Below are 20819 nucleotides of genomic sequence, written 5' to 3'. Positions count from 1 at the left end.
TCGCGTACGGCGATGAGCACTCTGCGTAGTCGCGTGAGCGGGTCAGACCGCGCTCACCTGCTGTTTCACCCGAAGAGGTCGTACTGCTGGAAACCGGTGCCCAGTGACTTCGGTGTGCCGAAGATCTCGCTGGTGGCCTTCCCGGTGCCCGGGTAGACGTAGAGCGAGCCGCTGGCGTTGCGGATCAGAAGGTCCGCCTTGCCGTCGCCGGTGAAGTCGCCGACCGAGTCGAACGCGTTGTAGCTGGGCCAGCTGCGCACCTTGACTCGGGCCGCGAAGGCGCCCGTGCCGGACTTGCCCGCGCCCTTGTACAGGTAGACGGCGCCGGTGCTCTTGTTGCGGGCGATCAGGTCGGCCTTGCCGTCACCGTTGAAGTCGCCGTGGCCGACCAGCGCGTTGTACTGGCTCCAGCCGCCGCCGACCCTCGACGGCGAGGAGAAGGTGCCGTTGCCCTTGCCCGGGTAGATCCACAGGACACCGGAGCTGTCGACCGAGATCAGGTCGGGCAGGTAGTCGCCGGTGACATCGCCGGGGGCGATGATCCGGGTGCGGGTCTTCCAGTTGGTGAAGATCTTCGTGCTGACCCAACTGCCGTCGTCACGCGCGCTGTTGAGCACGAAGTGATCCCAGTAGACCGCGCCGGCGGTGGTCCGGTAGACCCAGTCCTGGAAGCCGTCCCGGTTCAGGTCGGCGGACCGGACCAGGTTGACGCCGCTCCAGTCGCCCAGGGACTGGCGGGTGGCCAGCGAGGTGCCCTTGGAGTCCAGCTCGTAGCCCACCTTGGTGGAGGACTTGCGGGCGTAGATGTCGGCCTTGCCGTCGGTGTAGCTGAGGTTGCCGTCATCGATCTGCGCGTAGGCCGCGCCGACGTACGCGCTGACCTTGGCGAAGACGCCGTAGGAGCCCTCGACGACACAGTCGTGGCCGGGCACGCCGTCGTCGGCGCTCCAGGAGACGACACCGACGATCCGGCCGGCGACGACCAGCGGGCCGCCGGAGTCGCCGTTGCAGATGGCCGTCGTACCGGTGTCGCTGCCGGTGGCGGGCTCGCCCGCGCAGACGTTGTGGCCCTTGATGTACAGGCTGCCGTAGGCGCCCGCGCAGGTGGCGTCCGACTGGATCGGCAGCGAGGCCGTCTTCAGCGTCTCGGAGATGTCCTGCGTGGTGGAGCTGGTACGGCCCCAGCCGTAGACCTTGGCGGTCTTGGCGGCCGTGCCCGTGTACGAGGTCGTGTCGGTGTTCGTCGTCAGGCGGATCGGGGTCGCCTTGACGGGGGCCGCCAGGGTGAGGACCGCCACGTCGTTGTTGATCGTGGTCGCGTTGTACGACGGGTGGTTCCACTGGCGCAGGACGGCGGTGGCCTGGCCGCCGTGCAGGTCGGTGTTGTTGTCGGCGTCGGTGGTCGGCAGCACGGTGGCGCTGGTGACGACGACGCCGTACTTGGCCCAGTTGTAGCCCTTGACGCAGTGCGAAGCGGTCAGGATCTTCGTCGGCGAGACGACCGAACCGCCGCAGAAGAAGCCGAGGTCGTCGCTCTCGTCGGTGGTGCCCTTGTCGTCGTAGTACCAGAGCTGCGCCATGTACGGCGCGGTGCTGATGGTGGTCGTCGTGCCGCCGATGATCTTCGGGCCGGCGGTCGTGGCGGTGGTGCTCGCGCTGCGGGACGACTTCTTGGTCGTCTGGCCGGCGATGTCGTCGCCGGCCTCGGCGCCCACGATGCGCTTCTTCAGCGTGGCGAGCGACGGCTGGCTGACGGCGGGCTTCGCGGTCGGTGTCGGCAGCGCGGTGGCCGCGTCGGCGGACGTCGTCAGCACCGCGGCGGTCACGGCGGCGGCGATGCCGGCCGCGGCGACGGGCAGGGCGAAACGTATCCGGCGTCTGTGCCGACCGGCTCCAGGCATGGACGTACCCACTGAAGTCCCCCCTCGGGATCAGAAGTTCGGACGAATGTCGAATGCGAGTCCGAAGAGCGCGATCCTAAACCAAAGAGGACCGCCCCCCGACAACAGGGGGCGGTCCTCTTCGCGAACGCTTGACGTCAGTCGCCGTTGCCCGGCGTCGGCGTCGTCTTCTGGATCTGCATCAGGAACTCGGCGTTCGACTTCGTCTGCTTCATCTTGTCGAGAAGCAGCTCGACCGCCTGCTGCTGGTCCAGGGCGTGCAGCACCCGGCGCAGCTTCCATACGATCCCGAGCTCGTCGGGAGCGAGCAGGATCTCTTCCTTACGGGTACCGGACGCGTCGACGTCCACCGCCGGGAAGATGCGCTTGTCGGCGAGCTTCCGGTCGAGCTTGAGCTCGGCGTTGCCGGTGCCCTTGAACTCCTCGAAGATGACCTCGTCCATGCGGGACCCGGTGTCCACCAGCGCGGTGGCGAGGATGGTCAGCGAACCGCCGTCCTCGATGTTGCGGGCCGCACCGAAGAAGCGCTTCGGCGGGTACAGGGCGGTCGAGTCGACACCACCGGACAGGATGCGGCCGGAGGCGGGCGCGGCGAGGTTGTACGCACGGCCCAGACGCGTGATGGAGTCGAGCAGCACGACCACGTCGTGGCCCAGCTCCACCAGACGCTTGGCGCGCTCGATGGCGAGCTCGGCGACCGTGGTGTGGTCCTCGGCCGGGCGGTCGAAGGTCGAGGAGATGACCTCGCCCTTGACCGACCGCTGCATGTCGGTGACCTCTTCCGGACGCTCGTCGACCAGGACGACCATCAGGTGGCACTCGGGGTTGTTGTGCGTGATCGCGTTGGCGATCGCCTGCATGATCATGGTCTTGCCGGTCTTCGGCGGGGCCACGATCAGACCGCGCTGGCCCTTACCGATCGGCGCGACGAGGTCGATGATGCGGGTGGTGAGGATGCCGGGGTCCGTCTCCAGACGGAGGCGGTCCTGCGGGTACAGCGGCGTCAGCTTGTTGAACTCCGGGCGGCCACGGCCGTGTTCGGGCGCCATGCCGTTGACGGAGTCGAGCCGCACCAGCGCGTTGAACTTCTCGCGCCGCTCGCCTTCCTTGGGCTGACGCACCGCACCGGTGACGTGGTCGCCCTTGCGCAGGCCGTTCTTGCGGACCTGGGCGAGGGAGACGTACACGTCGTTGGGGCCCGGCAGGTAGCCCGACGTACGGATGAAGGCGTAGTTGTCGAGGATGTCCAGGATGCCCGCGACCGGGATCAGGACGTCGTCCTCGTTGATCTGCGGCTCGCCCGCGCCACCGATCTCGTCACGGCCACGACGGCCACGGCGGTCCCGGTAACGGCCCCGGCGGCCGCGGCGGCCGCCGTCGAAGTCGTCGTCGTCCTGCGGACCGTTGTCACGCTGCTGACGGTCCTGGCGGTCCGGACGGCCGCCGCTCTGCTGCTGGTTCTGCTGCTGGCGCTGACCGCCCTGGCCCTGCTGGTCGTCGCTCTTGCGACGGTCCCCGCGGTCCCCGCGGTCGCCACGCTCCCCGCGGTCACGGCCGCGGTCGCGGTCACGGCGGTCGCGGCGGCCACGGCCGTCGCCGTCACCGGCGTCGCCCTGCGGCTGCTGCGCCGGCGTCTCGGCCTTGGGCTCGCTCTTCGCCTCGGCCACGACCGTCTCGGGGCTGCCCGAGGGGGCGCCGGCCTCGGCGGTGGCGCGGCGACGACGGCGCTCCGCGGGAGCATCGTCCGCCCCGCGCTCGGCGGCCGGCTGTCCGGGGATCTCGATCTGCTGCTGGGCCACGGCCTTCTCGGCGGGGGCCTCGGCCTTCGCCTCCGCCTTCTTCTCGGCGGCATCGCCCGTACGGGCCTTGGAGGTGGCGCGGCGCTTCGGCTTGGTCTCGGTGGCGTCCCCGGCGGGGGCCGATGCGACCTTGGGAGCCGCGGCACCTCCCCCGGCCTGCGCCTCCTTGATGACCTCGATCAGCTGGCTCTTGCGCATACGCGCGGTGCCCCTGATGCCGAGGCCGGATGCGACCTGCTGCAGCTCGGCCAGCACCATGCCGTCGAGGCCGGTACCGCGGCGCCGCCGGGAGCCGGCACCGGTGGCAGGCGCGGAGGCGTCCGTGGAGGGCGCGGCAGCGGTCTCCTCGACACGTGCGCCCATCAGATCGGTGGTGTCGCTCACGAAGGGTCCTTCCCTGGAGCGGACGTCGGCCTGTCTGGCTCGGCGACCGTTTGTGCTGTCCGACGTCGGTCCCATCCTTGTGGACCGTGCCGGGGCGGTGGTCCGCCTGAGTGGCGGAGGAATGTGGTGACGGCGCTTCCGAGAGCCGTGGCACTGAGTGTCCGTGTCACGTGGCTTGGTCACACCGGTTCCGGAGCGTGCCCGGCAAGTCGCTCAGTGCCCGCGTACGAGGTACTGCCCATGTACGTCGTACGGAACGCTGTGCGGCTTGGGAGGCTCCCGGAAGAATGTCTGTCCCGGACGGGGACGTGAAGCACCTCGCCATGGTGGGGTCGGGTGCAGACTTGAGATTAACACTACCGGATCCAACAAACATTCCCCCTCTCGAAATCCGGCACACGCCGGATCTCACATGTCACTGGCGGCCGCGAGCGGGAGCACACAGGCCCCCTGGGCGTCGAGCTCCAGCCGGTTGGCGGCCCAGCCCCCGCCCGCCAGATGGGCCACCTTGTCGGCGCTGTCGGCGTCGACCAGCGCGAGCACGGTGGGCCCTGCCCCTGAGATGACTGCCGGGACTCCGTCGGCCCGCAGCCGCTCCACCAGCGCGGCGCTCTCCGGCATGGCCGGAGCGCGGTACTCCTGGTGGAGACGGTCCTCGGTGGCCGGCAGCAGCAGCTCGGGGCGCCTGGTGAGGGCCTCGACGAGCAGCGCGGCACGGCCGGCGTTGGCGGCGGCGTCGACGTGCGGCACGGTGCGCGGGAGCAGTCCGCGCGCGGTCTCGGTCAGGACGGGCTTTCCGGGCACGAAAACCACCGGAACGATGGAATCGTCGGGCTCCAGCCTGATCGCCCGGGCGGCGCCGGCCTCCATCCAGGCGACCGTGAAGCCGCCCAGCAGACACGGGGCCACGTTGTCGGGGTGGCCCTCGATCTCGGTGGCGAGCTCCAGGAGCGCGGTGTCGTCGAGCCGGGCCTCGCCGCCTATGGTCACGGCGCGCGCGGCGACGATTCCGGCGCAGATGGCGGCCGAGGAGGAGCCGAGGCCCCGGCCGTGCGGGATGCGGTTGGCGCAGACGATCTCCAGGCCGCGCGGCTGGCCGCCCAGCAGATCGAAGGCGGTGCGCAGGGAGCGTACGAGAAGGTGGTTTTCGTCACGCGGGAGCGTCTCGCTCCCCTCCCCCGCGATGTCGATGTGCAGCCCTGAGTCGGCCACCCGGACGACGACGTCGTCGTAGAGCCCCAGCGAGAGGCCGAGGGCGTCGAAGCCCGGGCCGAGGTTGGCGCTGGTGGCGGGGACGCGCACCCGGACGGCGGCGGCGCGGAATGCGGGACCGGCCATCTCTCGATGACTCTCCTTGAGCTGCGTGATTGTCGAATGACATTCGATGACGTACGAAGACCCTGCCGACCGCGGAGACGACGCGGCACCCCGCTGTACGCGAGGGCATATGCAGCGGGCGGGTTCGGTACAGCCTATCGAAGGAAGGTTCTGTGGCGACATAGGGCGCACAGGAGGCGCACGATGCGTGTCGTAAGCCCCCTGTGCACCCCTCCTAGGGATTCCCTGCTCGGACTGCTCGGACTGCTCGGACTGCTGGGACTGCTCGGACGACGTGGGCCGGGTTCTCAGGCGAGCCCGAGGCGCTCGGCCGCCGTGGCCGCGTCGACCGGGACGGTGACGGGCTGCGGGGCGCCCGCGACGGCCCAGTCGGGGTCCTTGAGGCCGTTGCCGGTGACCGTGCACACGATCCGCTGGCCCGGGTCGACCTTGCCCTGCTCGGCGGCCTTCAGCAGACCGGCCACGGAGGCGGCGGAGGCTGGCTCCACGAAGACACCCTCCTGAGCGGCCAACAGCCGGTAGGCGCGCAGGATCTCACGATCCGTCACCTCGTCGATGAACCCGCCGGACTCCTCCTTCGCCGCGAGGGCGTACTGCCAGGAGGCGGGGTTGCCGATACGGATGGCGGTGGCGATGGTCGACGGGTCCTTGACGACCTCGCCGCGCACGATCGGGGCACTGCCGGAGGCCTGGAAGCCCCACATCCGGGGCGTCTTGGCGGCCACCCCGTCGGCGGCGTACTCCTTGTAGCCCTTCCAGTACGCCGTGATGTTGCCGGCGTTGCCGACCGGGAGGACGTGGATGTCGGGCGCGTCGCCGAGCATGTCGACGATCTCGAAGGCGGCGGTCTTCTGGCCCTCGATGCGCACCGGGTTGACCGAATTGACCAGCGCCACCGGGTAGTTGTCGCTCAGCGCGCGGGCCAGGGTGAGGCAGTCGTCGAAGTTGCCGTCGACCTGGAGGATCTTCGCGCCGTGGATGAGCGCCTGGCCCATCTTGCCGAGCGCGATCTTGCCCTGCGGGACCAGCACGGCACAGACCATGCCCGCGCGTACGGCGTAGGCGGCGGCGCTCGCCGACGTGTTGCCGGTGGAGGCGCAGATGACCGCCTTCGCGCCCTCCTCCTTGGCCCGCGTGATCGCCATGGTCATACCGCGGTCCTTGAAGGACCCGGTGGGGTTGGCGCCCTCCACCTTGAGGTGGACCTCGCACCCGGTGCGCTCGGAGAGCACCTGCGCGGGCACGAGGGGCGTGCCGCCCTCACGGAGCGACACGACCGGCGTGGTGTCGGAGACGGGCAGCCGGTCCCGGTACTCCTCGATGATTCCGCGCCACTGGTGGGTCATTGCTCGTTACTCTCCTTCAACCCGCATGATGCTGGCGACACCCCGCACGGTGTCGAGCTTGCGCAACGCCTCGACGGTCCCGCCCAGGGCGGCGTCGGACGCGCGGTGCGTGACGACGACGAGAGATGCCTCGCCGTCCTTCCCCTGCTGCCGAACGGTATCGATGGACACCCCGTGCTCGGCGAACACGGTGGCAACCTGGGCGAGAACACCCGGTTTGTCGGCCACGTCCAGGCTGATGTGGTAGCGCGTGACGACCTCGCCCATGCCCGAGACGGGCAGCGCGGTGTACGCGGACTCACCCGGTCCGGTCGTGCCGCTGAGCCGGTTGCGGCAGACGGCGACGAGGTCACCGAGGACGGCGGAGGCGGTGGGGGCGCCGCCCGCGCCCGGGCCGTAGAACATCAGCTGGCCGGAGGCGTCGGACTCGACGAACACGGCGTTGTACGCGCCGCGCACGGAGGCCAGCGGGTGGCTCAGCGGGATCATCGCGGGGTGCACGCGCGCGGTGACGGACTGCCCGTCCTCGGCGCGCTCGCAGATGGCGAGCAGCTTGATGGTGCAGCCCATGTTCCTCGCGGAGGCGAAGTCGGCCGCGGTGACCTCGGTCATGCCCTCGCGGTAGACGTCGTCGAGACGCACGCGCGTGTGGAAGGCGATTCCGGCGAGGATGGCGGCCTTGGCGGCGGCGTCGAACCCCTCGACGTCGGCGGTCGGGTCGGCTTCCGCGTACCCGAGCGCCGTGGCCTCGTCGAGGGCCTCCTGATAACCGGCCCCGGTGCTGTCCATCTTGTCGAGGATGAAGTTGGTGGTCCCGTTGACGATGCCGAGCACCCGGTTGACCTTGTCGCCGGCGAGGGACTCGCGCAGCGGACGGATCAGCGGGATGGCACCGGCGACGGCGGCCTCGTAATAGAGGTCCTTGCCGTGCTGTCCGGCCGCCGCGTGGAGGGCGGCGCCGTCCTGGGCGAGGAGCGCCTTGTTGGCGGAGACGACGGAGGCGCCGTGCTCGAAGGCGGTGGTGATGAGGGAACGCGCGGGCTCGATCCCCCCGATGACCTCCACCACCACGTCGATGTCCCCGCGTTTGACGAGGGCGGTGGCGTCGGTGGTGACGAGTTCCTGCGGAATGCCCTCACGGAGCTTGGAGGGCCGCCGTACCGCGACCCCCGCGAGCTCGACGGGGGCCCCGATCCGGGCGGCGAGGTCGTCGGCGTGCGTCGTCATGATGCGCGCCACTTCTGAGCCGACCACTCCACAGCCCAGCAGCGCCACCTTCAGCGGACGCGTACGCATCATCCGACCTCGTTTCCTCATACCGTCTTCGGTGGGACCAGTCTCACTCACCGGACGGGAGTTTCTGCCCCCAGTCCGGATGATGAGACATCTATTTCATTTGCACAGGGGCGGCAGACCGTAGATCTTCCGCCCCTGGCCGGTGGGGGCTCATCCGACGTCGAGCCGCAGCAGGTCCTCCTCCGTCTCGCGGCGGACGATGACCCGGGACTCGCCGTCGTTGACGGCGACGACCGGCGGACGCAGCACGTGGTTGTAATTGCTCGCCATGGAACGGCAGTAGGCGCCCGTCGCCGGTACGGCGATGAGGTCACCCGGTGCCAGGTCGGCCGGCAGGAACGCGTCCTTGACCACGATGTCCCCGCTCTCGCAGTGCTTGCCGACGACGCGGGCGAGCATGGGCTCGGCGTCACTGGTCCTGGACACGAGGGCGACGGTGTACTCGGCGTCGTACAGCGCGGTGCGGATGTTGTCGGACATGCCGCCGTCGACGGAGACGTAGGTGCGCAGCCCGTCGAGGGGCTTGATGGTGCCGACCTCGTAGAGCGTGAAGGCGGTGGGGCCGACGATGGCGCGCCCGGGCTCGACGGAGATCCTCGGGGTCCGCAGCCTGGCGGCCTCGCACTCCCTCGTGACGATCTCGGTCAGCGCCTTGGCGATCTCGTGCGGCTCCCTGGGGTCGTCGTCGCTGGTGTACGCGATCCCCAGCCCGCCGCCGAGGTCGATCTCCGGAAGCTCGACACCGTGCTCGTCACGGACGTCCTTGAGCAGCCCGACCACCCGATGGGCCGCGACCTCGAAGCCGGACATGTCGAAGATCTGCGACCCGATGTGGGAGTGGATGCCGATGAGCTCGAGACCGTCGAGCTGCAGCGCCCGTCGCACGGCCTCGGCGGCCTGCCCGCCGGCGAGCGGGATGCCGAACTTCTGGTCCTCGTGGGCGGTGGCGATGAACTCGTGGGTGTGCGCCTCGACGCCGACGGTGACACGGATCTGGACCCTTTGGCGCTTCCCCAGGCTCTGCGCGATGTGCGCGACCCGGACGATCTCCTGGAACGAGTCGAGGACGATACGCCCCACCCCGCTCTCGATGGCCCGGGTGATCTCCTCCGTCGACTTGTTGTTGCCGTGGAAGGCGATGCGGTCGGCGGGCATGCCGGCGGAGAGGGCGGTGGCGAGCTCGCCACCGGAGCAGACGTCGAGGTTGAGCCCCTCTTCGTGCAGCCAGCGCACGACGGCCCGGGAGAGGAACGCCTTGCCGGCGTAGAAGACGTCGGCATCGGTCCCGAAGGCACCGCGCCACGCACGCGCCCGGGCCCGGAAGTCGGCCTCGTCGACGACGTAGGCGGGGGTGCCGTGCTCCTCGGCGAGGGTCTTGACGTCGATGCCGCCGACGGTGACGACGCCGTCCTCGTCACGGCCGACCGTCTGGGCCCAGACCTTGGGGTCGAGGGTGTTGAGATCGGCGGGCGGGGCGGAGTAGTGGCCCTCGGGAAGGACGTCGGCGTGCCGGGGCCCGGCGGGATGTGCGGAACGGCTCATGTTCTCGGGTGGCTTTCTGTGTGCGTCACAGGTGTTCGGGTGCGTCGATGCCGAGCAGGGACAGGCCACCGGCCAGCACCGCCCCGGCGGCTTCGGCGAGCGCGAGCCGGGCACGGTGGGCGGCCGAGGGTTTCTCCGCACCGCGCGGAAGAACGGCGGCGAGAAAGGGGAGCACGGCATCGGCGACGGTGACGAGGTGCCGGGCCAGGCGGTCGGGAGCGTGGTGCGCGGCGGCTGCCCGGAGGATGCGGGGGTGATCGGCGAGGGCGTGCCGCAGAGCGGTCGTATCGTGCGCGTCTTGCGCGTCTCGTGTGTCTCGTGTGTCTCGTGTGTCTTGCGCGTCTTGCGCGTCTTGCGCGTCTTGCGCGTCTTGCGCGTCTTGCGCGTCTTGTACCGCGGTTTCCGGTACGGCTGCCTGTGCGCCCCGTAGGTCTGCGTCCCCTGGCTCGGAGTGGAAGCCCAGGTCGGCGGCGTTGCGGCTGAGGGCCCGGGTGCGGGCGTGGGCGTAACGGACGCGGAAGAGAGGGTTGCTCTCGCGCTGGACCAGGTGGTCGGCGGTGATGCGAGGCAGGTCGTGGAGGGCGGGGTGGAGAAGGGCCCAGCGGGCGGCGTCCCGGCCCAGGGGGGTGGGATCGGCGGGGGCCGCCGGTACGGGGCGCACGTCGACGTCGAGGGGAGCGGGGGCGTCGGGGAGAGCGGGGGCGTCGGGGGTGCCGTATGCGTCGATGTCGACGCCGAGGATGTCGGCCCACTCCGGCTCAGGCCTGCCGGCACAGCTGGTGCGGACGAGGGCGCCCTGGGAGCGGAGGATGCGGGCGACGGCGTCCATGACGACGACGGCGCGGACCTCGTGGGGGGCGTGCAGCTGCACGAGCCGGCCGGTGGCCCGGTCGGCGTGACCGTACCGGTGACCACTCAGCAGAATCTCCCGTACGAGGGCGATCTCGGTACCCCGCAGGCTGATGTTGAGGAACCCGGGCCCGGTGACGACGACATCGCTGATGCCGTCCGTGCGGACGAGGCGCTCCCGGAGAATCTCGGCGACCCGAAGCGGCGGCTGCCCGGCGGGCCGGGCGAGCTGGAGGGCGACGCCGGTGGCGTAGTCACCACAGCCACCCGGCCCCGGGGGCGTGACGCTCGTCCGCCCCGGCACGACCACGTCCAGCTCCCCGTCGTCGACAGCACGACGCACCGCGCGCAGCACGGTACGGGAGAGCTCGACGGGGGTCACGGGACAAGCGTATGGGAGGAGGGGGGTGGGTGGGCGAGCGGGTTTGGGCAGGGGTCCGGGATGTGGACGGTCGACTGTCGCGGGCGGGGAAGCAAGGGGAGATGGGAAATAGGGGATCGGGGAGATGTCGGCCCTCTGGGGAGGTCGGTGTCAGCGGGGTGGGGACGCTGGAGTGCGACGGGGAACCGCTGTCCCGGTGATCAGCCGCCGGCGCGACCGGCCCGCTCGGCCTCTCCGCCCCCGAGGACACCCCCGACCAGACGACCGTCCTCGGCACCGGGAGCCCGCTCCTGCGTACTCTGCTCCATCAACTGCCGTACCAGCCGTACGAGTTCGGCGGGCTCGAAGGGCTTGGCGAGGAAGGCGTCGACGCCGGCGTCGAGACCGCTGTCGACCTCGTGCTGCGTACAGGCACTGACGATGGCGAGGGGAAGGTGAGCCGTCCGGGGGTCGGAACGCAGCCGCGCGGCGGTCCGCAGCCCGTCCAGCCGGGGCATGACCACATCGAGGGTCACGACATCGGGCCGCACCTGATGAACGACATCCAGACACTCGACACCATCGGCCGCGGTCACGACCTCGAGGCCCTCCAGCTCGAGATTGACCCTGATCAACTGCCGGATGACCTTGTTGTCGTCCACAACAAGCACCCGACCCGACGCGCCTGACACAACTCGAGAGTAGGTGCGGACCGGCCACCGCGTCCGGGTTTTCCCCACTTCCACCCCGCCCGGGAACCCACACCCGGGTCGCCGCCGCGAAACCCGTTCCTGATCACCCCGAGGGAGCTGGTAGTGTTCTACCCGTCGCCGCGAGCCACCAACTCCGCGCCCGACACGCCCCCGTAGCTCAGGGGATAGAGCAACGGCCTCCGGAGCCGTGTGCGCAGGTTCGAATCCTGCCGGGGGCACCCTGTATGAGGTGCCCAAAGACCCCGTCACCAGCGGAAACGCTGAGGCCGGGGTCTTCGCGTGTGTGCGGCCGTAGGCCAGTCTTTGATCGCTGCCGGTCTTCGCCAGGACCTGGGGAGCCGAGCACGGACCCGTCACCGACGAGGAGATCCAGGCTCTACGCGACCAGCTCCACCAGGCCCGTCAGGAGCAGACGCGAGGCGGGACGAACGCCGCGGGACCCGATCCCCCGCTGTCCCCGGTGGCACCTTGATCCTCGACAGTGGAGGGCCGGCCAAGGCCGTCCTGCGGGACCGCACCGTCACCGGCTGGCTCGCTCTCGCCCGCGCCGACGACCTGCGGGTGATCACTTCTGCAGCGACTCTTGGCGAGGTGGTCCACCCCCGGATCAACCGACCGGCCTGGAGTGGGCCCTGTCCCGGCTTGTCGCTCGGCGCCACAGCCCACGCCGCTCACCCTCCCGTCACCGTGCTTACGTCGGATCCGGAGGATCTCAGCACACTGTGCGGTGGACGGGCCACCGTCATCAAGGTCTGACCCGAACGCCCTTCGTTGCACGAGTCAGGGCCGTCAGTTGACGCCTGTACTGGCGTGAGCGGCCCGACAACACCTCCGCAGTTCCGGGGCGGCCCCCCCGGTCAGCACCTGGCGCACGGCGGCCGGCAGGTCCAGCGCCGCTCCGGCGCGGCGAGCGGGGTGGTCGACCGGGCGTTGGACGAAAGGGATACGTGAGGCGGAGTCGGCGAGGTCGACCCCGGCTCATCCGAGGCCGCCAGTCGGCTCTGTCAGTGCGTCAGTCCTGCTTTCCGCGGCCGGTGAGCATGTCGCGCAGGCGGTCGACCATGCCGGCACCGGGTGCGAGGAGTTTGTTCGCGGGTGGGGTGTCCGGCGCGGACGGGTGGGGGCGGGTGGGAGCGTGCTGCTTGGCCGAGCGGACCTTCTCGCCGAGTTCCTCCAGGGCGTCGGCGGAGCAGACGTCGGCCAGCAACGGGAAGAGCCGGTTCTCCTCGTCGCTTACGTGCGCCGTGACGGAGTTCTTCAGCCGCAGGATGAGCGTGTCGAAACTCCCGTCCCCGGGTTGGCAGCCTTCGAGCTCCTTGAGCATGCGCTCGACTTCGGCGTGGTCGGCGATCTCCTTGTCGGCGAGGTCGTCTCCCCCGTCGACGTACCGGCGCACCGCCGGGTACAGGTACTCCTCCTCGGCCACCGAGTGCCGGATCAGCTCCATGGTGAGCCGGTCCGCCAGTTCACGTCGCTGCTGGTCGGCTCCGGGCAGCGCTTCGATCTGCGCGAAGAGGTCGTCCACCTCGCGGTGGTCCGTAGTCAGTTCCTGAATGACGTTTCCGCCGTGTGCCATGGTTCTCCACTCCTTGTCGTTTCCAGATACCTGCCACGCGCGCACCGACGACCTCACGCCGGTCCGCCACTTCACTCCGGTGGCCGAGGCGGAGTACCCGTACCCGGCGGGCGCCGCTCCAGTTGTGCGGGTACCTGCCGCCGCATCGCACAAACCGGCGGCAGCTTTACGCCGGTGACGTCCTGGCTTTTCGGGTGGTGCAGGGCGGGAACTCGCTGGTGCGTCCGAACCCGCCGGCGTTGAGGAGGCTGCCGTGACCGAGCAACAGCACAGCCAGCAGGACCCCACGACGCAGCATCCGACCCCTGAGTTTCCGGCGCAGGACCAGCCGCACCCTGGCTGGACCGGGCCGATGGACCCGCCACCCGATCACGGCGAGGAGTCCTACCGCGGCACGGGTCGGCTGGAGGGCCGCAAGACCGTCATCACGGGCGGGGACTCCGGCATCGGGCGGGCGGTGGCGCTGGCCTTCGCCCGGGAAGGTGCCGACGTGCTGTTCACCCATCTGGAGGACGAGGCGGAGGACGCGCGCGAGACGGCCCGCCTCGTCGAGGACGCCGGCCGTAAGGCGGTCGCCGTCTCCTGCGACATCCGTGAGGAGGACAACTGCCGGGCGCTGACAGAGCGCGCGGTCTCCGAGTTCGGACGCATCGACGTGCTGGTGAACAACGCGGCGTTCCAGATGTCGCAGCCGGACGGCATCGAAGCCATCACGACCGAGCAGTTCGACCGGGTCATGCGCACCAACCTCTACGGGATGTTCTGGCTGACCAAGTTCGCCCTGCCGCACATCCCGGAGGGCGGCAGCGTCATCAACTCGACGTCCGTGCAGGCGTACAAGCCCAGTCCGCACCTGCTGGACTACGCGATGACGAAGGGCGCGATCGTGACCTTCACCCAGGGGCTGGCCCAGATGGTCGCGGAGCGCGGCATCCGCGTCAACGCGGTCGCGCCGGGCCCGGTGTGGACGCCGCTGATCCCCGCGACGCTGCCCGACACCGTGGAGTTCGGCAAGCAGAGCCCGCTGGGCCGCCCGGCCCAGCCCGCCGAGCTGGCCCCGGCGTACGTCTACCTGGCCTCCCAGGAAGCGAGCTTCGTCACCGCGGAGATCCTCAACGCGACCGGCGGCACGCCCCTGCCGTGAGCCACGTGCCGTGAGCCACGGGCGGGCCGCCGCCGTGGGTCGGACAATCCGCTCAGGCCGGTCCGCTTCCCTCCGGCATCAGGCCGGTCCGCTTCCCTCCGGCCGGGCCGGTGCGCGCCGCTCCAGCAGTCTGGTCGCGGCCTCCACGTGCGGCGGCAGCGGTCGGCGTCGGGCCAGGGCGGCGGGAAGGCGTACGGCCATTTCGCGCAGGGCGCGGCGGGCGCCGGGTTCACCGGCGGTGGCCGCAGCGGTCAGGCGTGCGGTGGCCCGCAGGGCCACCGGCAGCGGACGACGCAGCCACAGGGTCAGCACCTCGTTGCGCCGCAGCAGATAGCTGCGCCCGTCGCGGCCTCCCGGCTCGGGATGGTGACGGGCCGTCAGCGACGGTTCGTAGGTGACACCCCAGCCGCGCGCCGTGAGGTCGTAGGCGAGCAGGGTCTCCTCGCCGCCGAAGAACAGCAGCGGATGGTAGCCGCCCGCCCCGAGGTAGGCGTCCCGGCGCACCACGCAGGCGCAGGCCAGGAAGCCGAGCACCGGACGGCCCGGCAGGTCGGCCTCGCGCGGCAGCGGCGAGGCGGCGAGCACGGCGTTGAGGGGGTCCTCGGCCCGGTCGGGCCCGACGAGGGTGCGGGCCGCCAGCAGGCCCAGCCGGGGATGCCGGTCGAGCAGGTCGGCCGCCTGCCGCAGCGCGCCCCGGGTCCACCAGGAGTCGTCGTCGCTGAACGCCACATAGGGCGTGTCGGCCCGCCGTACCGCGAGGTTGCGGCCGAGGGCGCCGGTGTTCCGGCCGGGCCGCAGCACGCGGACCGAGGACGGACGGTGGCGCAGGGCTTCGAGGGTCGAGTCGTCGGAGCTGTTGTCGATGACGATGACGGGGGGCCGCTCGGGGAGGGCGGTGAGAGCGTTCACGGTCCGCAGGATGCCGGCGGGCCGGTCGCGGGTGATGACGGCGACCGTGACCCGGCCGTCCCCCGCACCGGTGCGACCGGCCGGGACCTCTGCGCGGGACTCCTCAGGCCGGGGTTGCGGGGACACGCACGTCACCCCCCTTCCGTGGTGGCGCACCGCTCCGTACGGGCCGCAGCAGGGACAGCGCCGTTCCGGCGGCCTCGTCGGTGTCGATCCGCAGCAGCCGGGGGTCGGGGACGTCGCCGTGCGGATCGCCGGGCGGTCCGGGTTTCCACAGGGCGATGTGGGGGCCGGAGCGGGGTGGGCCCCACAGGTGTGGCGACACCGGACCGAAGAGCGTCACGGACGGCGTGCCATGGGCCACGGCGAGATGCGCGAGTCCGGTGTCGCCGCTCACCAGGAGGCGGGGACGTCGCGGTGGGGCGGTCATCGGCCCCTCCGTCCGGTCGGGCGCGCAGGCTGGGGGGTCGCTGCCGCGCGTTCCGCGATGCCGGTGGTGGAGCGGCCGTCCAGGTAGGGGAACAGAACGACCTGTCCGCCCCAGCTCTCCACGAGCGACGCCTCCGGCAGCCGGGCCAGGGCGTAGTCGCCGCCCTTGGCCCAGATGTGCGGGCGCAGCTCCCCGAGCAGTCGCTCCGGGGTGTCCTCGTCGAACACGGCGACCGCGTCGACGCACTCCAGCGCGCGCAGCACCCGGACCCGGTCCGCGAGCGGGACCAGGGGCCGGCCGCCGCCCTTGCGCCGGCGTACGGAGGCGTCCGAGTTGACGCAGACCACCAGGCAGTCGCCGGTGCGGCGGGCGGCCTGCAGCAGGGCGACGTGACCGGCGTGCAGCAGGTCGAAGCAGCCGCCGGCGGCGACGACGGTCCCGCCGGCGGCCCGTACCCGGGCGGCCGTGCGCAGGGCGTCGCCCGTCGGCTCGCGGTCGTCCGTGGGACGCGGCTGTGGGGCCGGTGCGGTGTCCACGGCGAGCGCGCGGGCGCCCCCCTCGGCGACGTACCGGGTGGCGGCGTGTACGGCGGCCCGCACGGCGGTCTCGGTGAGTTCGCCGTCCGCGAGGAACCCGGCGGCGGTCGCCGCGAACCGGTCCCCGGCCCCGCAGGCGTCACCCTCGGCCGTGACCGGTGACGGCACCAGCAGCGGAGTCTCCCCGTGCGACAGCAGCGCGCCCCGTCCGCCCAGCGTCACGGCCACGGAGGCCGCACGCCAGCCCCGGACGAGCGTGTCGGCGTGGCGCGCCGCGGCGTGCAGTGGGCTGCCGCCCTGGGGCTCCTCACCGGTACGCAGCCGGCCGGCGAAGGCACGCGCCTCGCTCGCGCACGGCGTGGCCAGCCGGACGCCCGGCACCGGCGGGTTGCCGCGCGGATGCGGATCCCAGACGACGGGCACCCGCGCGGCCGCGGACCGCAGCGCGTCGCGCAGGACGTCGGCGGTGCCGCGGCCGTAGTCGGCGACGAGCACGGCACCGGCCCCGGCGATCGCCCGGCACGCCTCGTCGGTCTGCTCCCGGGCCCGCCCGTCGCCGTCGTCCAGGCGCAGCAGCGGCCGGCCCTCCGTGAGGACCCGCGTCTTGCTGGACAGGGTGCCGGTCAGGGGCAGCCGCACCAGGCGCACCCGGTCGGCCAGCAGCCGGCCCAGGGACTCGCTGGCCTCGTCGTCGCCCAGCGCGGTGACGAGGGTGACCTGCCTCCCGTCGGCGGCGGCGAGGCAGGCCGCCAGCGCGGCTCCGCCCGGCCGCGTGATGCGCCGGAGCGAGCTGACGACCGGGACGGGCGCGTCGGGAGCCAGCCGCTCGACCCGCCCGCACAGATCGTGGTCGAGCAGCGCGTCTCCGACGACGAGCAGCGGGGCCGGGGCGCTCATACGCCGCCCTCCGCGTCCCCGTCCGCCCGCCGGCCGTCGGACGGCACCAGTCGCTCCACGGTGCGGTCGAAGGACTCGCAGAGCATGTGGACGGCCACGAGGTGCAGTTCCTGGACCGTGGCGGAGGCCGCCGCGTCCACGCACAGGGAGTCGTCCGCGGATCCTTCCAACGGGTTGGGCGCCGGACCGGTCAGGGCCCAGACGGTCATGCCCAGGCGATGGGCCTCCTTCGCGGCGACGAGCAGATTGGCGCTGGCGCCACTGGTCGACAGCAGTATCAGCACGTCCCCGGTCCGGCCGTGCGCGGCGACCTGCCGGGCGAAGATCTCCTGCACGCCGTAGTCGTTGGCGATGGCGGTGGTCGAGGACGTGTCGGCGTGCAGCGCGAGCGCGGAGAACGGCGGACGGTCCTCTCGGTAGCGGCCGACCAGCTCGGCGGTCAGGTGCTGGGCCTGGGCCGCGCTGCCGCCGTTGCCCGCGACGAGAAGCCGGGCACCGGCGCCCAGCTGTTCGGCGAGGGAGGTCCCCCATCGCCGGACGACGGGGGCGGCGTATTCGCGGAAACCTTCGAGAGCCTTCATCAGGTCGTCGCAGTGTGCGGCGTCGGCGGCGAGTGTCATCGGACGACTCCCGAGAGCGAGGGAACGGAGGAAACGGCGCTGTACGCCTGGGTCACCCCGTCGGCGACGCGGTCCCAGGTGTAGCGGGCGAGGACACGGCGCCGTCCGGCGGCGCCGTACCGGCTGAGCCGGTACGGGTCGTCGAGCAGTTCCCGGATGGTCCCGCCGAGGTCGTGGTCCTCGTCGGGCGGGACCAGGACACCCGTGACGCCGTCGGCGACGGTGTCGAGCTGCCCGCCGACGGCGGTGGCGACGACGGGTGTGCAGCAGGCCATGGCCTCGACCGGGACGATGCCGAAGGGCTCGTAGCGGGGAACGGACAGCACGAGGTCCGCGCCGGACATCAGTGCGGGCATCCGGGTACGGCTCACGCCGCCCAGCAGCGTCACGCGGTCGGCGACACCGCACTCCTCGGCGATCGCGCACAGCCGTTCCGTCTCCGGTTCGGCGAAGAGCAGGGCCGGTTCGGGGCCCCCGGCGATGAGGAGCTCGGCGTCCGGCACGTCCGCCAGGGCGCGGATCGCCCGGTCGAAGCCCTTGCGGGGCACGAGCCGGCCGACGGTGAGCAGTCGTCGGCGCGCGGACGGGGCCCGGCGGGCACCCGCCACCGGCGCGAACTGCACGGGGTCCACACCGCAGGGCACGACGTGGATGCGCCGGCGGGGCAGCCCCATGGCGACCAGTTCACGCACCTCGTCCTCGCAGGTGGCGATGATGCCGCTGCACTCCCGGCCCACGGCCGTCTCGATCGCGATGCGATCGGGCGGACTGGTGTCGGCGGCGCCCTGGTGCCGCTTCTTCACGGTGCCGAGCGCGTGGTAGGTCTGCACCACGGGCACGCCCGCGGCGCGCGCCCCGGCCACCGCCGCCATGCCGGACATCCAGAAGTGGGCGTGCACCACGTCGGGTGGCTCCGTCGCCCACTCACGTGCCAGCCAGGCTCCGAACTCCTCCATGTACGGCAGGAGTTCGTCCTTGGGTATCGGGGCCGGCGGCCCGGCGGGCACATGGACGACCTGCACCCCGTCGGCCGTGACGACCCGTTCCGGCAGCCGCGGGTCGTCACGGCGGGTGTACACGACGACCTCGTGACCCCGGCGGGCCAGCAGGGCGGCGAGTTGGGCCACGTAGACGTTCTGGCCGCCCGCGTCGGGGCCGCCGAGCTCGGCCAGCGGGCTGGCGTGCTCGGAGACCATGGCGACGCGGCCGGCCGATGGCTGGCTGGGGCTCATCGGGTGACCTCCTTGATCAGGCGTTCCCAGTCGTCCCGGAAACGCCGCTCTCCGTAGCGGGACTGTGCCGCGGCCCGGGCGGCCTCCCCGGTCAGCCGGGCGTGGTCCCGGTCCGCGAGGAATCCGCGGACGGCCTCCTCCAGTACGTCGAACCGGTTGGAGACCACCCCGGCCCCCTCGGGCACGGCCTCCCGCACCTCCGTGGTGTCGAGCGCCACCACGGGCATCCCCAGGAACATGGCCTCCAGTAGCGACAGTCCGAGCGACGTCCACCGCACGGGGTGCAGGTACAGGCGGCAGCGGGCCATCGCCGGATGCAGTTCGCCCTGCGGCAGATCCCGGCTACGGCAGCGGTCGGCGGGCAGCCCGAGGTGGCCGGCGAGTCCCTCCGTGCGCATGCCGAAGACGTCCAGCGGCACCGAGCGCGCGAACCGCGACAGCAGGTCGGTTCCGGTGGTACGGCCGCGCCGCACGGGCTCGTTGACGACGACGGCGGCGCGGGTCTCCTCGCCGGTCCACAGGTACCCGGGGTCGATGATGCCGTGCTCGATCACCTCGGTCGGGGCGCGGCCGTTGTCCCACATCAGGCGGTTGAAGTGGGTGACGTGGACGAGCGGGATGTCGCTCCGGTCGGCGAGGGGGTGGCGGGTGTCGACGGGCGAGGCGTGCGGGCTGTTGTGCTCGACGTAGACGGCGGGTACGTCGATGCCCGGGCGGCGGCCCGTCCAGCGCTCTGCCAGCTCGAGCTCGTGCGGCCGTTGCAGCACCATCAAGTCGATGTCGGCCTCGCGCAGTTCGGCGGGGCTCAGCTCGCGCACGGTCGCCGGCCACTCCCAGGTTCTGGCGCGCCCCAGTCCGTCCGGTCCGCGATCGGGCGTCACCGGGACGAGGAAGGTGTACGGGCCCTGGACGAACGACGTCAGCCAGGAGCCGTGCACATGCCAGACAAGGATGTTCATGCGCTCTCCTTGAGGAGTTTCTGCACCGCGCGCACCACGTCCTGGGCCGTGACCTCGTCCAGGCACGGATGACCGGGCACGGGACAGTGCCGGGCCCGGCTGTCGGCGCAGGGTGCGTTCTGGTCACCGAGGAGCACGTGGGGCACGCCGTACGGAGCCCACCGCTCGGCCGGGACGACGGGCGCGAACAGGGAGACGACGGGGGTGGCGACGGCGGCGGCCAGATGGGCGGGGCCGGTGTTGCCGCTCACCACGACATCGGCCGTGCGCAGAACGCCGGCCAGGACCTGCGGGGTCGTCCTGCCGCCGAGGTCGACCGCCGAGTCGCCGCTGACCCGCCGGGTGAGGTCCGTCTCGTCGGGGCCGCCGGTGACGACGACGCGGTGACCGGCGTCGGTGAGCAGGGCCACGGCCTCGGAGCAGCGTTCGGGACTCCAGGCGCGGGCGGGCGCGCCGGCACCGGGGTGTACGACGACGTAGGGGCCGTTGCCGGTCAGCGCGATGGTGTCCGGTGGCGGGACGACGCGCAGCCGGCCGTCGTCCCCGGGGGGCGGGAGGAAGCCCATCTCGGCGGCGGTGTCGAGCGCGGCCTCGGCCTCGTGCCGGCCGGGGAGCCGCTGATGCCGTACGTCGAGCAGGCGGCCGGGGTGGTCGACGCTGTCGGCGCCGATCCGGGCGACGCCGGCCATCCGCAGCAACAGGGCCGTGGGCAGGGGGCTTTGATGGAACGACGTGAGGATCAGCGCGGCGTCGAACCCGGCCGCCTTCAGGCGCTCCACCAGCCCGTCGACGTCGGCCTCGGCGACGGCGGGCGCGTCCACGCCCTCCCACGGGGCCGCCCACACGATCACGTCGTCGACGCCGGGCAGGAGCCGTGCGGCGGGTTCGCCGAGCGGGCCGCAGAGCATCGTCACCCGGGAGGAGTGGGCGGCGACCGCCCGGACGGCAGGTCCGGCGAGCAGGACGTCACCGAAGCTGTCCAGCCGC

18 protein-coding genes and 1 tRNA gene are annotated in these 20819 nt (G+C 71.9%); 3 read left to right on the top strand and 16 right to left on the bottom strand.

Features of this window, described 5'->3' with window-relative positions; translation table 11 throughout:
- Positions 1–65: 65 nt before the first annotated feature.
- From ACIBJB_RS43140 to ACIBJB_RS43105, 8 genes are all read right to left on the bottom strand, one after another.
- Positions 66–1901: a trypsin-like serine protease gene (locus ACIBJB_RS43140; protein WP_398939586.1), complete on the bottom strand. Its 1836-nt coding sequence runs from the start codon at positions 1899–1901 to the stop codon at positions 66–68.
- A gap of 137 nt (positions 1902–2038) precedes the next feature.
- Positions 2039–4084, bottom strand: coding sequence for a transcription termination factor Rho (gene rho / locus ACIBJB_RS43135; RefSeq protein WP_398939584.1), 2046 nt, complete (start codon positions 4082–4084; stop codon positions 2039–2041).
- A gap of 408 nt (positions 4085–4492) precedes the next feature.
- Positions 4493–5422, bottom strand: a complete 930-nt coding sequence (thrB, locus tag ACIBJB_RS43130; RefSeq protein WP_069765543.1) for a homoserine kinase — start codon at positions 5420–5422, stop codon at positions 4493–4495.
- A gap of 287 nt (positions 5423–5709) precedes the next feature.
- The gene (gene thrC, locus ACIBJB_RS43125) at positions 5710–6768 is read right to left on the bottom strand and encodes a threonine synthase (protein ID WP_398939581.1); all 1059 of its coding nucleotides are present in this window, start codon (positions 6766–6768) and stop codon (positions 5710–5712) included.
- Between the two features lie 6 nt (positions 6769–6774).
- Positions 6775–8067: a homoserine dehydrogenase gene (locus tag ACIBJB_RS43120; RefSeq protein ID WP_391062763.1), complete on the bottom strand. Its 1293-nt coding sequence runs from the start codon at positions 8065–8067 to the stop codon at positions 6775–6777.
- A 147-nt stretch (positions 8068–8214) separates the two neighbouring features.
- Entirely contained in the window at positions 8215–9606 is a 1392-nt protein-coding gene (gene lysA / locus ACIBJB_RS43115) for a diaminopimelate decarboxylase (protein WP_398939579.1), read from the bottom strand.
- Positions 9607–9631: 25 nt separating this feature from the next.
- Entirely contained in the window at positions 9632–10837 is a 1206-nt protein-coding gene (gene nrtL, locus ACIBJB_RS43110) for an ArgS-related anticodon-binding protein NrtL (RefSeq protein ID WP_398939577.1), read from the bottom strand.
- A gap of 200 nt (positions 10838–11037) precedes the next feature.
- A complete protein-coding gene (locus ACIBJB_RS43105) occupies positions 11038–11556 on the bottom strand; it encodes a response regulator (protein WP_398939575.1) in 519 nt (172 codons plus the stop codon).
- A 119-nt stretch (positions 11557–11675) separates the two neighbouring features.
- Here ACIBJB_RS43105 and ACIBJB_RS43100 point away from each other — a divergent pair.
- Both ACIBJB_RS43100 and ACIBJB_RS43095 read left to right on the top strand, forming a co-directional pair.
- Positions 11676–11747 (top strand) — tRNA-Arg (locus ACIBJB_RS43100).
- A gap of 250 nt (positions 11748–11997) precedes the next feature.
- A complete protein-coding gene (locus ACIBJB_RS43095) occupies positions 11998–12285 on the top strand; it encodes a hypothetical protein (RefSeq protein ID WP_398939573.1) in 288 nt (95 codons plus the stop codon).
- Between the two features lie 256 nt (positions 12286–12541).
- Here ACIBJB_RS43095 and ACIBJB_RS43090 read toward each other — a convergent pair whose 3' ends face one another.
- The gene (locus ACIBJB_RS43090; protein ID WP_398939571.1) at positions 12542–13105 is read right to left on the bottom strand and encodes a hemerythrin domain-containing protein; all 564 of its coding nucleotides are present in this window, start codon (positions 13103–13105) and stop codon (positions 12542–12544) included.
- A gap of 253 nt (positions 13106–13358) precedes the next feature.
- Between ACIBJB_RS43090 and ACIBJB_RS43085 the strand changes: the two genes are divergently transcribed.
- Positions 13359–14249, top strand: a complete 891-nt coding sequence (locus ACIBJB_RS43085; RefSeq protein ID WP_398939569.1) for an SDR family oxidoreductase — start codon at positions 13359–13361, stop codon at positions 14247–14249.
- A gap of 78 nt (positions 14250–14327) precedes the next feature.
- On the opposite strand, the gene ACIBJB_RS43080 is transcribed toward ACIBJB_RS43085, so the two are convergent.
- Genes ACIBJB_RS43080 through ACIBJB_RS43050 form a run of 7 tightly spaced genes read right to left on the bottom strand, consistent with a single transcriptional unit; the run spans position 14328 to position 20740 of the window.
- A complete protein-coding gene (locus ACIBJB_RS43080) occupies positions 14328–15284 on the bottom strand; it encodes a glycosyltransferase family 2 protein (RefSeq protein WP_398939567.1) in 957 nt (318 codons plus the stop codon).
- Positions 15262–15588 carry a glycosyltransferase family 9 protein gene (locus ACIBJB_RS43075; protein ID WP_398939564.1) on the bottom strand — a complete coding sequence of 109 codons (327 nt, stop codon included), beginning with the start codon at positions 15586–15588 and terminating at the stop codon, positions 15262–15264. The genes ACIBJB_RS43080 and ACIBJB_RS43075 overlap by 23 nt, the downstream gene beginning before the upstream one ends.
- A complete protein-coding gene (rfaE2, locus tag ACIBJB_RS43070) occupies positions 15585–17021 on the bottom strand; it encodes a D-glycero-beta-D-manno-heptose 1-phosphate adenylyltransferase (protein ID WP_398939563.1) in 1437 nt (478 codons plus the stop codon). The genes ACIBJB_RS43075 and rfaE2 overlap by 4 nt, the downstream gene beginning before the upstream one ends.
- Entirely contained in the window at positions 17018–17641 is a 624-nt protein-coding gene (locus tag ACIBJB_RS43065; protein ID WP_398939561.1) for an SIS domain-containing protein, read from the bottom strand. The genes rfaE2 and ACIBJB_RS43065 overlap by 4 nt, the downstream gene beginning before the upstream one ends.
- On the bottom strand, positions 17638–18873 hold the full coding sequence (locus tag ACIBJB_RS43060) for a glycosyltransferase (protein WP_398939559.1): 1236 nt from the start codon (positions 18871–18873) through the stop codon (positions 17638–17640). Before ACIBJB_RS43060 ends, ACIBJB_RS43065 begins: the two co-directional genes overlap by 4 nt.
- Entirely contained in the window at positions 18870–19832 is a 963-nt protein-coding gene (locus ACIBJB_RS43055; RefSeq protein ID WP_398939557.1) for a glycosyltransferase, read from the bottom strand. The genes ACIBJB_RS43060 and ACIBJB_RS43055 overlap by 4 nt, the downstream gene beginning before the upstream one ends.
- Positions 19829–20740, bottom strand: a complete 912-nt coding sequence (locus ACIBJB_RS43050; protein ID WP_398939658.1) for a glycosyltransferase family 9 protein — start codon at positions 20738–20740, stop codon at positions 19829–19831. The genes ACIBJB_RS43055 and ACIBJB_RS43050 overlap by 4 nt, the downstream gene beginning before the upstream one ends.
- Positions 20741–20819: the final 79 nt, after the last annotated feature.

Source organism: Streptomyces sp. NPDC050759 (assembly GCF_044456945.1).
Classification (GTDB): domain Bacteria; phylum Actinomycetota; class Actinomycetes; order Streptomycetales; family Streptomycetaceae; genus Streptomyces.
The sequence above is the reverse complement of the archived record's forward strand: the minus strand, read 5'-3'. Positions and strand labels throughout refer to the sequence as shown.

Coding starts and splice junctions, on each gene's coding strand:
- ACIBJB_RS43140 (WP_398939586.1), bottom strand. CDS start 1,901: ATGCCTGGAGCCGGTCGGCACAGACGCCGGATACGTTTCGCCCTGCCC.
- thrB (WP_069765543.1), bottom strand. CDS start 5,422: ATGGCCGGTCCCGCATTCCGCGCCGCCGCCGTCCGGGTGCGCGTCCCC.
- ACIBJB_RS43090 (WP_398939571.1), bottom strand. CDS start 13,105: ATGGCACACGGCGGAAACGTCATTCAGGAACTGACTACGGACCACCGC.
- thrC (WP_398939581.1), bottom strand. CDS start 6,768: ATGACCCACCAGTGGCGCGGAATCATCGAGGAGTACCGGGACCGGCTG.
- ACIBJB_RS43050 (WP_398939658.1), bottom strand. CDS start 20,740: ATGCTCTGCGGCCCGCTCGGCGAACCCGCCGCACGGCTCCTGCCCGGC.
- ACIBJB_RS43060 (WP_398939559.1), bottom strand. CDS start 18,873: ATGAGCCCCAGCCAGCCATCGGCCGGCCGCGTCGCCATGGTCTCCGAG.
- ACIBJB_RS43055 (WP_398939557.1), bottom strand. CDS start 19,832: ATGAACATCCTTGTCTGGCATGTGCACGGCTCCTGGCTGACGTCGTTC.
- lysA (WP_398939579.1), bottom strand. CDS start 9,606: ATGAGCCGTTCCGCACATCCCGCCGGGCCCCGGCACGCCGACGTCCTT.
- ACIBJB_RS43120 (WP_391062763.1), bottom strand. CDS start 8,067: ATGATGCGTACGCGTCCGCTGAAGGTGGCGCTGCTGGGCTGTGGAGTG.
- ACIBJB_RS43065 (WP_398939561.1), bottom strand. CDS start 17,641: ATGACACTCGCCGCCGACGCCGCACACTGCGACGACCTGATGAAGGCT.
- ACIBJB_RS43075 (WP_398939564.1), bottom strand. CDS start 15,588: ATGACCGCCCCACCGCGACGTCCCCGCCTCCTGGTGAGCGGCGACACC.
- rfaE2 (WP_398939563.1), bottom strand. CDS start 17,021: ATGAGCGCCCCGGCCCCGCTGCTCGTCGTCGGAGACGCGCTGCTCGAC.